The organism is Nocardioides sp. T5 (assembly GCF_048161455.1).
GTDB lineage: Bacteria > Actinomycetota > Actinomycetes > Propionibacteriales > Nocardioidaceae > Nocardioides.
The window spans coordinates 3,215,743-3,230,526 of the sequence record NZ_CP182415.1 but is presented as its reverse complement, the minus strand read 5'-3'; the positions used below and the strand labels follow the sequence as shown (position 1 = coordinate 3,230,526).

Below are 14,784 nucleotides of genomic sequence, written 5' to 3'. Positions count from 1 at the left end.
CATGCCCCGACAGGATCCCCCCCAGCAGCCGCCCCCGGTCCAGCGCCTCCGCGTCCGCTACGCCAAGCGCGGCCGGCTGCGGTTCACCAGCCACCGCGACTTCTCCCGCGCGTTCGAGCGCGCCGTCTTCCGCGCGCGCATCCCGATGGCCTACTCGTCCGGCTTCAACCCGCACCCGCGCATCTCCTACGCCGGTGCCTCACCCACGGGGGCGGCGAGCGAGGCCGAGTACCTCGAGCTGGCGCTCGCGGAGGTGCTGGTCCCGGCCGAGGTGCAGGAGCTGCTCGACTCCTCGCTGCCGCCGGGGCTCGACGTGCTTGCAGTGGTCGAGTCGCCGGGCGGCTCGCTGTCCGACCGGCTCCAGGCCAGCCGCTGGCGGATCGAGGTCGACGTACCCCGTGCCGACGCCGAGCGCGCGGTGGAGGCGTTCCTCGCCGCACCGGAGGTCACCGTCGAGCGGATGACGAAGCGCGGTCTGCGCAGCTTCGACGCCCGCGCGGCCGTGTCATCGCTCGCGGTCGTCGAGCCGGCCGAGGGCGCGCCGACGACCGTCGAGCTGGTCCTGCGGCACGGTGAGCCGGCGGTGCGTGCCGACGACATCCTGTCGGGGATGACCCGGCTCGGCGGGCTGGTCCCGGCCGGCCCGGCGCTGCTGACCCGGCTCGACCAGGGTCCCTACGACGAGGCGACCGGCGAGGTCGGCGACCCCTTCGCCAGCTGAGCGTCCAGCGCCCGACGCACGGACGCCGCGACCGAGTCCCACGCCCACGTGGTGTGGGCCTGCTCGGCGGCGGCCGACATCGTCGTGGCGTAGCGCCGGGTGTCGCGGGCGAGGTCGACGGCCTCGGCGAGTGCGCCGTCCCACTCGTGGTCGCGGGCCAGCCGTCCGGTGACCCCGTCGGTGACGGCGGCGTCGAGCGACGGCGTGTGCGACGCCACGGTCCACGTGCCGACCACCGCGGCCTCGAAGAACTTGAGGTCGGACTTGCAGACGTTGAAGGCGTTGTGCTGGAGGGGGGCGATGTTGACCTCCACCTCCGCGATCGAGTGCTGCAGCTCCACGTAGTGCATGAACGGCACGAACTCGATGCGGTCGCGGAACTCCTCCAGCGGGCCCACGTCGTCGAGGAACCCGGCGATCCGGACGTCCACGTCGGGGTCGCGGGCGAGCAGTCGGGCCAGCGCGGGTGCGGCGACGGTGAAGTCGCGCACGTGTGACGGCGTGCCGCTGAAGTAGCCGACGGTCACAGGGCCCGAGCGGCGGTAGCCGGTCGACTCCTTGGCCTCGAGCAGGGTGCGGCTGTAGTCCTGCTGCACACGGTTGAGCACGTTGGGCACCACGTGGACGCTGTCGAGGGGCAGGTGGCGGGCGAGCTCGGCCCGCAGCGTCTGGTTGGTCGTGAACGCGCCCTCGCACAACCCGAGGGTGGCGTTGAGGCGGCCCATGTAGGAGAACCACACGTCCCAGTCCAGGCTCACCGTCGCGTCGCGCCCCAGGGAGTCCATGACGAGGCCCGCGTACGAGGTGTCGAAGACGAGGTCGTCGGTGTCGAAGAGCAGGGGTACGCCGGCGCGCTCGGCCGTCGCGGCGAGGCGTCGTACGTTGCCGCCGTAGCGGTGGCGGGCGAGCACGATCGCGTCGAGCTGAGGCACGACCGGCAGGACGGCGGGGATGTCGTCGTCGCTGAACCAGCCCGCGCCGACCACGCCGTCCGGGTCGCTGTTGACCGCCTCGACGACGTTGGCCACGCGGTAGCGGAAGGTGCTCGTGTCGGGCTGGCCGTAGAACCACGCCACCCGTACGTCGCCGTCGAGCATCCGTCCCACGCGCTGCGTCACGGTGCTGTCCCACAGCACCGGCATCGGCCCGGTGGGACGGGGGAGGTCAGCGAACATCGCCGGACCGCATCACGGCCGCGAAGCGCTCGACGAGGGCGTCGACGGTGGGGGAGAGGCTGGTGTTCCAGTCGCGCTCGATGGCGTCGGCCCGCAGGTTCGCCGTGCGCCGCTCCCGGTCGTCGGCGAGCTCGAGCAGCCGCTGCATGCCCTCGAGCAGCCCGTCGACGGTGGACGGGGCCGTGAGGATGTTGGCCGAGTAGTCGCTCAGGTCCTGCTTGGTGCCGTGGGTGTTGGTCAGCACGGGGACGCCTGCGGCCGCGAGGTCGAGCGGCGGGTAGGACGGGTGGGGTGTGTCCATCAGCACCAGCGCGGCGTCGATCGTGTGCACGAGCGCCTGGTAGTCGAGCCAGTTGAGCCCCTCGACGACGAGCGGCCTGGTGTCGCGCGGGAAGGTCAGGTCGGGCGTACGCCGTCCGACGAGGTACAGCTCCCACTCGTCGGGGTCGAGGATGCCCTGCTCGACGGCGCGGGAGAGGACGGTGCCGCCCCGCCAGAACAGGTTGCGGGCGTTCTCCGGTCGTGAGTAGAAGAAGAGCCGCCGCTTGCCCTCGGGCCGCGGGCCCAGGTCGGCGTCCTCGCGCGGCAGCCCGCCGGGGAAGGCCGGCGTGAGCGCGATCGCCTCGTCAGCCAGGTGCGGGTAGTTGTCGGGCGACCCGAGGTGGTCGAGCAGCCGCTGGGTGTTGACGACGACCGTGAAGCCGCGCTCGTCGAGCGTCTCGCTGCACATCAGCCGCTCGTCGCCGAACGCGTAGAACATCCGCTCGTCCTCCTGCAGGAGGTAGAGCACCTGCTCGCGGGGGACCGTGCTGCCCAGCGCTGCGCGGGTCGTCCACCACGACGTGGTCATCAGGATCTCGTCGTCGGCGACAGCCAGCTCCGCCTCGCCCGAGACCGGGACGTACGCCGTCTCCAGCGCCCCCTCGAGCCGGACGCCGGACGCCTGCTCGAGGGTCGCGACGACGCTCGGGTCCGGGGCCTCGGTGCGGGTGGCGATGCGCAGCGTGGCGCCGAAGCGGTTGGCCAGCAGGATCGCGAGGATCACCGAGGTGCCGACGCCGCCGAAGAGGCTGGACGGCCCGACGCTGTCGGTCAGCACCGTCACGCGCGGTGTCACCGACGCGAGGTGGGCCACCGGCAGCGGCGCGAGCTGCGCCCACTGCTGCGCGAACAGGCTGTCGAAGTAGGGCTCGCGCAGCCGACCGCGCGGCGCGATCCGGCCCTCGTGCCGTCCGAAGCGCAGGTAGTGGAGTAGCGGGTTGGCGCCGCTCTTGGCGACGTCGACGTTCTGCCGCTGGTAGCCGGTCGTGGAGAACAGCTCGCTCGGGTCGTCGCCACGACGGGCGCCGAAGCGGAGGTAGTGGCGGACCAGGTCGGCGTCCTCGGGCAGGTCCGGGTGGAAGTGCCGGTAGTAGTCGGCGTCGAAGAGGCCCGACTCGACGATCAGCGCGATGTCGTCGGCCAGCGGGTTCATGCTCCTGCCCTCGGCCCGGCCGATGCGCAGGTAGTGCACCAGCGGGTTGATCTTCGCGGCCGCCACCTCCGGGTTGCGCTGGAGGTAGGACCGGGAGGAGAAGGCCGCCGACGGATCCTTGCCGTTGAAGCCGCCGCGCTTGAGGTAGTGCGTGACCGGGTCCTTGCCCTGCTCGCGGAGCTTCGGGTTGTGCTGGAGGTAGAAGTCCTCGTCGAAGAGGTCGGACTCGCGCACGAGGTCGGCGTCGCTGACCTCGCGTCGATGGATCTTGCGCTCTGTCGTGGCCAACTCGGGCGTCCTCTTCGGGTGATGAGTTCGGGTGCCCGGGGAGCATATCGGCGCATCGGGGCGCGCCCGGCCGCTGCGCGCCTTGGGGCGGGAGCCGACCGGTGTGCGATACTCGCCACGTTCGACGCCCCGTCCAACCGTCGGGATCCGTCGAGCCGACGACGTTCTCGCCGGCCGCACCAGCGGTCGGCACCCCGGGTGGGTGGACGTCACCGGACCGCGACGCGGCCACAGGAGTCGGTGACAGCGACTCGCGTGGCCCGGCGACCGCGGCGGGTGGCGCACCGGCCGTCCGGAGACGCACCCGCGGAGGGGGTCGCCGCCACAGAAGCTTTGCGCCCCCGCCGATCGCGTCGCGAGAGGAGCGGGCGCCGTACCGGCACCGTCACGGTGCCCGAGGAGCACCACATGCTCAGTGATGACCAGCCCGACCAGCCCGAGCGCACCGAGTCGGGGTCCGCGACTCCCGGAGCTACCGACGGGGGCACCGCGCCCGTCGTGACACGTCGTACGCGCAAGGCGCCTGCCAAGAAGGCAGCCGCTGCGCCGGCCGGAGACACGCCGGCCGCCGCTCCCGCCGACGCGGCCGCGTCCGCCCCGGCTTCCGCGGCCGGTGACGCCGACGCCCCCGTCGTGCGCAGCACCACCTCGCGCCGGGCGCCCGCCAAGAAGGCGCCGGCTCGCAAGAGCGCCGCGAAGAAGGCCGCCGCGACGCCCGAGGCCGACGCGCCCGTGGTGGAGCCGGAGGCCGATGTCGTGGCCGAGGACGCCCCGGCGCCGGTGAAGAAGGCCGCCGCCCGCAAGTCCGCGGCCAAGTCCGCCGAGAAGGCCCCGGCCAAGAAGGCGGCCGCCAAGCGGACCAGCGCCAAGAAGGCCGCCGCAGCACCCCAGCCAGAGGTCGAGGAGACCGCGCCGGCCACCGACAGCACCAACGACACCACCGCCGACACCACCGACGCCGCGACCGGTCACGCCGTGCTGTTCCAGCCGCCGGTCGTCACCACGACCACCCGCCGCACCCGCAAGAAGGCGGCGCCGGCTCCGGTCGAGAGTGCGCCGGCCGGGCTCGAGGCCGAGGCGACCGGGCCCGCTGACGCCGCGGACGCCCCCGTGACCGGGAAGAAGGCCGCGGCGAAGAAGTCGGCGGCCAAGAAGTCAGCCGCGAAGAAGTCGCCCGCCGAGACATCCGACGCCCAGGCATCCGACGACCAGACGTCCGACGCCGAGCAGCCTGCCGAGAAGCCGGCCAGGAAGAGGTCCGGGTCGAGGTCCGGCAAGAAGGCTGCCGCGGCGCAGGTCGATGAGGTGCCCGTCCCCGACGAGGACGAGGAGGCCACCGCCGACACAGTCCTCGCCGATGCCGACGCGACCGAGGTTGCCGGGGAGGTCGCCGACACCGGCACCGACACCGCCGACGCGGGGGAGTCCAGCGACGAATCAGAGGGTGACGGTGGCTCCGGTCGCCGGCGCCGCCGTCGTGGCGGTCGTCGCCGTCGCAAGTCCGGCGAGGGCGGCGACGAGGGTGGCGACACCGACGCCGGGTCCGCCGACGCGGCCGGCGACACCGCGGAGGCGACCACGACCTCCGGCCCGAGCGACGCTGACTCCGACGGGGCCGACGGCACCGGCGAGGGCACCTCGCGCCGCCGTCGCCGCCGTCGCCGTGCCGGCGAGGAGGGCTCCTCCGACGACAGCGAGCCCAACACCGTCACCCGCGTCCGCAAGACCCGCTCCGCCGAGGACCAGATCACCTCGGTCCAGGGCTCCACCCGTCTCGAGGCCAAGAAGCAGCGCCGTCGCGAGGGCCGCGAGGCCGGCCGACGCCGGGCGCCGATCGTCAGCGAGGCCGAGTTCCTCGCCCGCCGCGAGTCGGTCGAGCGGGTGATGGTGATCCGCCAGCGCAAGGAGCTGACCCAGATCGCCGTGCTCGAGGACAAGGTCCTCGTGGAGCACTACGTCGCCCGCGAGTCCCAGACCTCCCTCATCGGCAACGTCTACCTCGGCCGCGTGCAGAACGTCCTCCCGTCGATGGAGGCCGCCTTCATCGACATCGGCAAGGGCCGCAACGCGGTCCTCTACGCCGGCGAGGTCAACTGGCAGTCGCTCGGCCACAAGGAGGGCCAGCCGCGCAAGATCGAGTCGGTGCTCTCCAGCGGCCAGATGGTCCTCGTGCAGGTCACCAAGGACCCGGTCGGCCACAAGGGCGCCCGCCTGACCAGCCAGGTGAGCCTGGCCGGCCGCTTCCTCGTCTACGTCCCGGACGGCACCACGTCCGGGATCTCCCGCAAGCTGCCCGACACCGAGCGCAGCCGTCTCAAGACGCTCCTGAAGGAGATCGTCCCCGACACCGCAGGCGTCATCGTGCGCACCGCGGCGGAGGGTGCCAGTGAGGAGGAGCTGACGCGCGACGTCGAGCGCCTCAAGGCACGCTGGGAGGACATCGAGAAGAAGGCGACCCACAGGGGTTCCGGCCCGCAGCTGCTCTACGGCGAGCCCGACCTGACCCTCAAGGTCGTCCGCGACCTGTTCACCGAGGACTTCGCCAAGCTGGTCATCGAGGGTGACCAGGCCTGGGAGACCGTCCGTGGGTACGTCGACTCGGTCGCCCCCGACCTCGGCGAGCGGCTCGAGAAGTTCGAGCGCGGCGCGACCGGGGGCGACGTGTTCTCGACCTACCGCATCGAGGAGCAGATCCAGAAGGGCCTGGACCGCAAGGTCTGGCTGCCCTCGGGAGGCTCGCTCATCATCGACCGCACCGAGGCGATGACCGTCGTCGACGTCAACACCGGCAAGTTCACCGGGTCCGGGGGCAACCTCGAGGAGACGGTCACCAAGAACAACCTCGAGGCGGCCGAGGAGATCGTGCGCCAGCTCCGGCTGCGCGACATCGGCGGCATCATCGTCGTCGACTTCATCGACATGGTGCTCGAGTCGAACCGCGACCTCGTCGTACGCCGGCTCGTGGAGTGCCTCGGTCGCGACCGCACCCGCCACCAGGTCGCCGAGGTGACCTCGCTCGGGCTGGTGCAGATGACCCGCAAGCGCATCGGCACCGGCCTGGTGGAGGCGTTCAGCGAGAACTGCGAGCACTGCCACGGCCGTGGCGTGGTCATCAAGGACCAGCCGGTCGACCCCGACGCACGCTCCGACGACGGCGAGGGCCGTCGCGGCAGCCGGAGGCGCGGACGCCGCGGCTCGGGCAACGAGGAGTCCGGCAACGACAGCGGCAACGCCGCGTCCGGCGAGCAGCACCACGCCCCGTCGCCCAAGGACGTCGCAGCCATGGCGCGGGCCGACCGGCAGGTCGAGGAGGCGTCGACCGAGGCTGCCCCCGAGGCTGCTCCCGAGCCGGCGGCAGAGGCTTCCCCCGAGACGGCCCCCGAGACGGCCCCCGAGCCCTCGCCCGAGGCCTCGCCCGAGCCGTCGGCCGACGGCGGGGCGGTCGAGGAGAAGACCGAGCGGCCCGTCGAGCAGCACGTTGAGGTGGCCGTCGAGGCGCCTGTCGAGGCCGAGAAGCCGAAGGTGGTCACCCGCACGCGTCGCCGTTCCGCCAGCCGCCCCGCCGGACCGCCGTCCGGTGTGGGCACGGTGCCGGCGTCGGGCGTTGTCGAGCCCGGGACCGCCGGTCTGGAGCCCGGAGCGGACGGCCAGTCGAGCGCGCAGCCGGAGCTGTCGTCCGGCGGTCCGGGCGAGGCGCCGGTGGTCGAGCACGTCCCGATCAAGAAGAAGGGCTCGCGCAAGCGCTGAGCTCGCGGGAGCGGGTGGCCGACCTCGTTTTGCCCGGTCGGCCCCCGATCCCGTAGTCTTGACCCTCGGTGTTCGACGCACCGATTCTGCGCGCCCGCCACGCGGCGTACTCGCCCGATCAGGCGGTGTCGTGCGCAGTCCCGAAGTTTTTTCACCTGTAGTTCGTATCGAGGAGAGTGACTCGCCGTGTACGCAGTCGTGCGCAGTGGCAGCAAGCAGCAGAAGGTTGCCGTGGGCGACGTCATCGAGATCGACGCGATGGCCGCCGCCGGTGACACCCTCACCCTTCCCGTGGTGATGGTCGTCGACGGTGACAAGGTCACCGCGACCGGCCTCGACAAGGCGAGCGTCACCGTCGAGGTGACCGGCCGCACCAAGGGCCCGAAGATCATCATCCAGAAGTACAAGAACAAGACCGGCTACAAGAAGCGCCAGGGTCACCGCCAGAAGTACACCCAGGTGAAGGTCACCGACATCTCCCTCTGAGCGCTCGCTCGAGGTCGACCAAGTCTCTTCAGAAGGACTGAACAATGGCTCACAAGAAGGGTGCCGCGAGCACCAAGAACGGTCGCGACTCCAACGCACAGCGCCTCGGCGTGAAGCGCTTCGGCGGCCAGGTCGTCGGCGCCGGCGAGATCATCGTCCGCCAGCGCGGCACGCACTTCCACCCGGGCACCGGCGTGGGTCGCGGCGGTGACGACACCCTGTTCGCCCTGCAGGCCGGCGCCGTCGAGTTCGGCACCCGCCGCGGTCGCAAGGTCGTCAACATCACGCCCGTCGACTGAGCCTGCGAAGTCGACACAGGGCGGGAGATTGAGGAGAGCTCGGCTCAGGTCCGAGCTTGCGAGGAGCTGAGCGACTCGTCTCGAAATCCGTCTCACCACTGGGCGTCCCACCTGGGGCGCCTTTTGTGGTTTCAGCACCACTGACAGCAAGGAATCTGATGGCCATCCCCACGTTCGTCGACCAGGTCACGCTGCACCTCGCGGCCGGACGAGGTGGCAACGGCGTGGCCTCGGTCAAGCGGGAGAAGTTCAAGCCGCTGGGCGGCCCGGACGGCGGCAACGGCGGCCAGGGCGGGTCGATCATCCTGCAGGTCGACACGAGCGTCACGACGCTCGTCGACTACCACCACAGCCCGAAGCGCCGCGCCGACAACGGCGGCCAGGGCGCGGGTGACCACAAGAACGGCGGCAACGGCAAGGACCTGGTCCTGACCGTCCCCGACGGCACCCTCGTCAAGGACGCCGACGGCTCCGTGCTGGCCGACATGGTCGGCCACGGCACGACCCTCGTCGTCGCTGCCGGCGGCCGCGGGGGCCTCGGCAACGCCGCCCTCGCCTCCTCCAAGCGCAAGGCCCCCGGGTTCGCCCTGCTGGGTGAGCCCGGCGACGAGCTCGTCGTACGTCTCGAGCTCAAGGTCGTCGCCGACATCGGCCTGGTCGGGTTCCCGAGCGCCGGCAAGTCGTCGCTGATCGCGGCGATCTCCCGGGCGCGGCCCAAGATCGCCGACTACCCGTTCACCACCCTGATCCCCAACCTCGGTGTGGTCACCGCGGGCGAGACGACCTTCGTGGTCGCCGACGTGCCCGGCCTGATCGAGGGCGCCGCGGAGGGGCGCGGCCTCGGCCACGACTTCCTGCGCCACATCGAGCGCTGCGCGGCGCTGGTCCACGTCGTCGACACGGCCTCGATCGAGCCCGGCCGCAACCCGCTCGACGACCTCGAGGTCATCGAGGGCGAGCTCGCCCGCTACGGCGGGCTGGAGGACCGGCCCCGACTGGTCGCCCTCAACAAGGTCGACGTCCCGGACGGCCAGGACATCGCCGACATGGTGGTCGAGGAGCTGCGCGGCCGCGGGATGCGGGTCTTCGAGGTCAGCGCCGCCTCCGGCGCCGGGCTCCGGGAGCTCACCTTCGCCATGGCCGAGATCGTCGTCGCGTCCCGCGAGGTCGCTCCCGCGGCCGAGCCGGAGCGGATCGTGCTGCGACCGAAGGCTGTCGACGGTGGGGACGACTTCCAGGTCGTCGAGACCGAGGACGGTTGGCGGGTGCGTGGCACCAAGCCCGAGCGCTGGGTGCGGCAGACCGACTTCAGCAACGAGGAGGCCGTGGGCTTCCTGGCCGACCGTCTCAACCGGCTGGGCGTGGAGATCAAGCTGGCGCAGATGGGGGCGCAGGAGGGCGACGCCGTCATCATCGGGCCGGAGAACAACTCGGTCGTCTTCGACTTCAAGCCCAGCATCGAGGCCGGTGCCGAGATGCTCGGCCGTCGCGGTGAGGACGAGCGACTCCGCGAGAACCGACCGGCCCGCGACCGACGACGTGACATCGCCGAGGCGATGGAGACGAAGTCGGAGGAGGAGGCCCGCGCCGACGTGGCCCGCCGCCTTGACGAGGAGCGCCGGAAGAAGGGGCCCAACCGCAGCACCGGCAGCTCCGGCGTCGGTCCGATGGCCTACGAGATCGGCAGCAAGGACGACCCCGACTGGGACGGCAGTGACGACTGACCGCTCGGCCACCCGGCTGAGCCTGGTGGACGGTGCCCGTCGCATCGTCGTCAAGGTCGGCTCGTCGTCGCTGACCACCGCCGCCGGCGGCATCGACCCCGCACGCGTACGTCAGCTGGTGGAGGTCCTCGCTGCCGCGCGCGGCAGCGGTGCCGAGGTCGTGCTCGTCTCGTCGGGCGCCATCGCCGCCGGCCTGGCCCCCCTCGGGCTGACCAGGCGCCCGCGCAGCCTCGCCGCACAGCAGGCCGCCGCGTCGGTCGGCCAGGGGCTCCTCGCGCACCGCTACCAGGAGGAGTTCGCCCGGCACGGCATCGTCACGGGCCAGGTGCTGCTCACCGTCGACGACGTCACGCGGCGTGCGCACTACCGCAACGCCCACCAGACCTTCGCCAAGCTGCTCGAGCTCGGTGTCGTGCCGATCGTCAACGAGAACGACACCGTCGCGACCTCCGAGATCCGCTTCGGCGACAACGACCGGCTGGCGGCGCTCGTCGCCCACCTCGTGCACGCCGACCTGCTGGTGCTGCTCTCCGACGTCGACGGCCTCTACGACGGTCCTCCGTCGCGCCAGGGCACGCAGCTGGTCCCGGTCGTCCGCTCCGAGGACGACCTGGCGGCGGTGACCATCGGGTCGGCCGGCGCCGCCGGCGTCGGCACCGGTGGCATGACCACGAAGGTCGACGCGGCGCGGATCGCGACCGGCGCCGGCATCGACGTCGTGCTGACCTCCGCCGACCAGGCCGCCGCCGCGCTGTCAGGTGCGGTGGTCGGCACCCACTTCGAGGCCACCGGCAAGCGCCGCCCCACCCGGCTGCTGTGGCTGGCGCACGCGACGTCCGGGCAGGGCACGCTGTCCCTCGACGAGGGCGCCGTGCGCGCGGTCGTCGAGCGGCGCGCGTCCCTGCTCCCGGCGGGCATCACGGCCGTCGACGGCACGTTCGTCGCCGGTGATGCGGTCGACCTGCTCGACCCCGACGGCGCGGTGGTGGGCCGCGGGCTCGTGAACTTCGACGCCGACGAGCTGCCCGCCCTCCTCGGCCGCTCGACCCGGGAGCTGAAGCACGCGCTGGGGACGGCGTACGAGCGCGAGGTCATCCACCGCGACGACCTCGTCGTGCTCTAGGGCTCCTCGGCCAGGACCTCGTCGAGCTCGTCCATCGTGCTGGTGAAGGCGGCGGCGAGGTCGACGTCGTACGCGTCGGCGAGGGTCAGGACGCTCCACAGGCAGTCCGCCAGCTCATGCGCCAGCGCCTCGTCGAGGTCGTCGCGAGGGCGCACCCCGGCCTTGCCCTGCACGAGCTTGGCCAGGTCGCCGACGTCGCCGAGGAAGCCGAGCATGACCGCCTCGACCGTCCACGACCGGCCGTAGGTGGAGGCCTCGACCTCGGCGTAGCGCGCCCGGACCTGTCGGGCGCGCTCCTGCATCTGCTGGAAGTCCATGCGGTGATCCTGCACCCTCGGAGCCGGCGGGCTCGTGGGTGTGCACGGGCACACCTCCCACCGGCCCGGGGCCTCCGGTGTGAAGGTGGCCACGCGGGGCGGGTGGGCGAAGGTCGGCCCCGTAGGCTTGGCAGGTCATGAACCAGCCGCTCGTCTACCTCGACCACGCCGCGACCACGCCGATGCTCCCGGTCGCGGTCGAGGCGATGACACGCCAGCTCACCGGCGTCGGCAACGCCAGCTCGCTGCACGCCTCGGGACGCGGCGCCCGGCGGGTGGTCGAGGAGTCCCGCGAGACCATCGCACGCGTGATCGGCGCCCGGCCCGGTGACGTCGTCTTCACCTCCGGCGGCACGGAGTCCGACAACCTCGCGCTGAAGGGGATCTTCTGGGCCCGGCGGGCCGAGGACCCCCGTCGTACGCGCATCCTCGCCACCGCCGTCGAGCACCACGCGGTGCTCGACCCGCTCGACTGGCTGGCGGAGTCCGACGGCGCCGAGGTGGAGCTGCTGCCCGTCTCGTCCGACGGTGTCCTCGACGTCGACGCCTTGCGGGACTCGATCGCGCGGGACCCGGCGTCCGTGGCCCTGGTGTCGGTGATGTGGGCCAACAACGAGGTCGGCTCGCTGCAGCCGATCGCCGACGTGGTCGCCGTCGCCGCCGAGCACCAGGTCCCCGTGCACACCGACGCCGTGCAGGCCCTCGGACAGGTGCCGGTCGACTTCGCCGCCTCGGGTGTCGACGCGCTGACCTTCACCGGCCACAAGGTGGGTGGCCCCTACGGCGTGGGAGCGCTCGTCGTACGACGTGACCTGGCCGTCAGCGCGCTGGTGCACGGCGGTGGTCAGGAGCGCGACATCCGCAGCGGCACGCTCGACGTGCCCGCCATCGCCAGCCTTGCCGCGGCCGTCGAGGAGTCGGTCAAGCACCAGCACGAGCACGCGGTGCGGGTCGCCGCCCTGCGCGACGACCTCGTGCGCCGCGTCATCGAGGTGGTGCCGGACGCCCACCTGCACGGTGCGCCGGCGGGACCGCTGCGGCTGCCCGGCAACGCCCACCTCGGCTTCCCCGGCTGCGAGGGCGACTCCCTGCTGATGCTGCTCGACGCCCGCGGCATCGAGTGCTCCACCGGGTCGGCGTGCTCCGCAGGCGTGCCCCAGCCCTCGCACGTGCTGCTCGCGATGGGCTGCGACCCCGACCAGGCGCGCCACTCGCTCCGCTTCTCGCTCGGCCACACCACCACGCCGGCCGACATCGACGCCGTCGTCGAGGCCATCGGACCCGTCGTGGAGCGCGCCCGGGCCGCCCGGGCTCGCTGAGGAGCCGGGGATGAAGGTCGTTGCTGCGATGTCCGGCGGGGTGGACTCCGCCGTCGCCGCCGCCCGAGCCGTCGAGGCCGGGCACGACGTGACGGGCGTGCACCTCGCGCTGAGCCGCAACCCGGCGTCCTACCGCTCCGGGGCTCGGGGGTGCTGCACGATCGAGGACAGCAACGACGCGCGCCGCGCGGCCGACGTCATCGGCATCCCGTTCTACGTCTGGGACCTCTCCGACCGCTTCCACGAGGACGTCGTCGAGGACTTCATGGACGAGTACGCCGCCGGCCGCACCCCCAACCCGTGCCTGCGCTGCAACGAGAAGATCAAGTTCGCCGCGGTGCTCGACCGGGCGCTCGCGCTCGGCTTCGACGCGGTCGCGACCGGCCACTACGCCCAGCTGCGCACCGGAGCCGACGGCCTCATCGAGATGCACCGCGCCGCCGACCACGCCAAGGACCAGTCCTACGTCCTCGGCGTGCTCGACCAGCAGCAGCTGCGGCACTCCCTGTTCCCGCTCGGCGACACCGACAAGCCGGCCGTGCGCCGCGAGGCCGAGGCGCGCGGCCTGCTGGTGGCCGACAAGCCCGACTCGCACGACATCTGCTTCGTCGCCGACGGTGACAACGCCGGCTGGCTGCGCGAGAAGCTCGGCGATCGCGCGCCCAACCACGGTGGCGACATCGTCGACGCCACCTCTGGCGAGGCCGTCGGCCGGCACACCGGCACGTACGGCTTCACGATCGGCCAGCGCCGGGGCCTCCGGCTCGGTGTGCCCGCGGCCGACGGCAAGCCCCGGTTCGTGCTCGACATCGAGCCGGTCAGCGGCACCGTCACCGTCGGGCCGCGCGAGCGCCTCGCCGTCGACCACGTGTCGGGCATCCGACCGCGCTGGTGCGGCACCGTGCCCGACCGGGTCGAGGGCACCGTGCAGCTGCGTGCGCATGGTGCCGAGCACCGGGCCGTCGTGCTCGTGGCGGGGGACCGCGTCGAGATCGACCTCCTCGACCCTGCGGAGGGCATCGCGCCGGGGCAGGCAGCGGTGATCTACGACGGCACCCGCGTCGTCGGCTCCGCCACCATCGCCTCCACCCGCTCCGTCGACGGCGCCGCATGACGCGCGCCACCGGCGTGGGCTCGATGCCCGGCACGACCGACGCCGACCACGTCGAGGCGACCCGTCTCGTCCTGGGCGAGCTGCCCGACCTGCCGCACGTGCCGGAGGTGCCCGGTCGCGGTGTCACGGCCGCGATGACAGGTCGGGGGCTCGCGGTCGTCGCGGGTCTCGGTGCCGACCTGCAGCCCGCGGGCTGGCGGCTCACCGACGCCAGCGGGGTCGACCACCGCCGGGCACGCTCGCTGCTCGCGCAGGACCTCGACACCGTCGAGGAGCTCGCCCAGGACTACGAGGGCGCGTTCAAGACCCAGGTCACCGGCCCCTGGACGTTGGCCGCCACGGTCGAGAAGCCGCGCGGCGACAAGGTGCTCGCCGACCACGGCGCCCGTCGCGAGCTCGCCCAGGCGCTCGCGGAGGGGGTGCGCAACCACCTCGCCGACCTGCGTCGGCGCATCGGGGGCGCCGACCGCTGGATCGTGCAGCTCGACGAACCGGCCCTGGCCGCGGTCGTGGCCGCCCAGGTGCCGACGGCCAGCGGCTTCGGCCGGCACCGCAGCGTCGACCTGCCCGAGGCCTCGGCCCACCTGGAGTGGGTCGTCGCCGCCATCGTCGACGCCGGGGGCGAGGCGTGGGTGCACTCCTGCGCCCCGCAGACGCCGTGGTCGCTCGTCGCGGGCTCCGGGGTGCACGGGCTCTCCGCCGACCTCGACATGCTCGGCCCGGCCGACCTCGACACGTTCGCCGAGGTGCTGGAGTCCGGCCGCACCGCCGCCCTCGGCGTCGTACCGTCCAGCGCTCCTGCCGGGGGTTCGTCCGAGGTCGGCACGACCGAGCGGGTCCAGCGCTGGCTCGACATGCTCGGCCTGGACCCCGACGGCGTCGGTGACCACCTGGTGATCACGCCGACCTGCGGCCTCGCCGGGGCGACGGCCGAGTGGGCGGGCCGGGCCGTACGGCTCTCGGCGACGGTTGCCCGCAACCTCTGACCGCCCGCTGG

The 14,784-nt window shown here is 72.7% G+C and carries 12 protein-coding genes; 9 read left to right on the top strand and 3 right to left on the bottom strand.

Going from position 1 to position 14,784, the window contains the following annotated elements; genetic code table 11:
- The first annotated feature begins 1 nt into the window (after position 1).
- On the top strand, positions 2-721 hold the full coding sequence (locus ACNKF0_RS15715; protein WP_416953591.1) for a TIGR03936 family radical SAM-associated protein: 720 nt from the start codon (positions 2-4) through the stop codon (positions 719-721).
- Here the strand turns inward: ACNKF0_RS15715 and ACNKF0_RS15710 are convergent.
- Both ACNKF0_RS15710 and ACNKF0_RS15705 read right to left on the bottom strand, forming a co-directional pair.
- The gene (locus ACNKF0_RS15710; RefSeq protein WP_416953589.1) at positions 676-1,896 is read right to left on the bottom strand and encodes a glycosyltransferase; all 1,221 of its coding nucleotides are present in this window, start codon (positions 1,894-1,896) and stop codon (positions 676-678) included. The two genes, ACNKF0_RS15715 and ACNKF0_RS15710, sit on opposite strands and share 46 nt — an antisense overlap.
- Positions 1,886-3,658 carry a hypothetical protein gene (locus ACNKF0_RS15705; protein ID WP_416953587.1) on the bottom strand — a complete coding sequence of 591 codons (1,773 nt, stop codon included), beginning with the start codon at positions 3,656-3,658 and terminating at the stop codon, positions 1,886-1,888. The genes ACNKF0_RS15710 and ACNKF0_RS15705 overlap by 11 nt, the downstream gene beginning before the upstream one ends.
- Before the next feature lie 408 nt (positions 3,659-4,066).
- On the opposite strand from ACNKF0_RS15705, the gene ACNKF0_RS15700 reads away from it, so the two are divergent.
- The 5 genes from ACNKF0_RS15700 to proB all read left to right on the top strand — a co-directional run bounded on the left by ACNKF0_RS15700 (position 4,067) and on the right by proB (position 11,037).
- Positions 4,067-7,405: an Rne/Rng family ribonuclease gene (locus ACNKF0_RS15700; protein WP_416953585.1), complete on the top strand. Its 3,339-nt coding sequence runs from the start codon at positions 4,067-4,069 to the stop codon at positions 7,403-7,405.
- A gap of 186 nt (positions 7,406-7,591) precedes the next feature.
- Entirely contained in the window at positions 7,592-7,891 is a 300-nt protein-coding gene (gene rplU, locus ACNKF0_RS15695) for a 50S ribosomal protein L21 (protein ID WP_056908626.1), read from the top strand.
- A 44-nt stretch (positions 7,892-7,935) separates the two neighbouring features.
- Positions 7,936-8,190: a 50S ribosomal protein L27 gene (gene rpmA / locus ACNKF0_RS15690; RefSeq protein WP_056908627.1), complete on the top strand. Its 255-nt coding sequence runs from the start codon at positions 7,936-7,938 to the stop codon at positions 8,188-8,190.
- A gap of 158 nt (positions 8,191-8,348) precedes the next feature.
- Positions 8,349-9,914, top strand: a complete 1,566-nt coding sequence (obgE, locus tag ACNKF0_RS15685) for a GTPase ObgE (protein WP_416953582.1) — start codon at positions 8,349-8,351, stop codon at positions 9,912-9,914.
- Positions 9,904-11,037, top strand: a complete 1,134-nt coding sequence (gene proB, locus ACNKF0_RS15680; RefSeq protein WP_416953580.1) for a glutamate 5-kinase — start codon at positions 9,904-9,906, stop codon at positions 11,035-11,037. The genes obgE and proB overlap by 11 nt, the downstream gene beginning before the upstream one ends.
- On the opposite strand, the gene ACNKF0_RS15675 is transcribed toward proB, so the two are convergent.
- Entirely contained in the window at positions 11,034-11,354 is a 321-nt protein-coding gene (locus ACNKF0_RS15675) for a MazG nucleotide pyrophosphohydrolase domain-containing protein (protein ID WP_416953578.1), read from the bottom strand. The genes proB and ACNKF0_RS15675 overlap by 4 nt on opposite strands.
- Before the next feature lie 137 nt (positions 11,355-11,491).
- On the opposite strand from ACNKF0_RS15675, the gene ACNKF0_RS15670 reads away from it, so the two are divergent.
- From ACNKF0_RS15670 to ACNKF0_RS15660, 3 genes are read left to right on the top strand one after another with little or no spacing between them, the layout of a single operon-like run.
- Positions 11,492-12,673: a cysteine desulfurase family protein gene (locus ACNKF0_RS15670; RefSeq protein ID WP_416953576.1), complete on the top strand. Its 1,182-nt coding sequence runs from the start codon at positions 11,492-11,494 to the stop codon at positions 12,671-12,673.
- Positions 12,674-12,683: 10 nt separating this feature from the next.
- Positions 12,684-13,787 (top strand): tRNA 2-thiouridine(34) synthase MnmA, encoded by a 1,104-nt coding sequence (mnmA, locus tag ACNKF0_RS15665; protein ID WP_416953574.1) that lies wholly within the window; start codon positions 12,684-12,686, stop codon positions 13,785-13,787.
- Positions 13,784-14,773, top strand: coding sequence for a methionine synthase (locus tag ACNKF0_RS15660; protein WP_416953572.1), 990 nt, complete (start codon positions 13,784-13,786; stop codon positions 14,771-14,773). The genes mnmA and ACNKF0_RS15660 overlap by 4 nt, the downstream gene beginning before the upstream one ends.
- Positions 14,774-14,784: the final 11 nt, after the last annotated feature.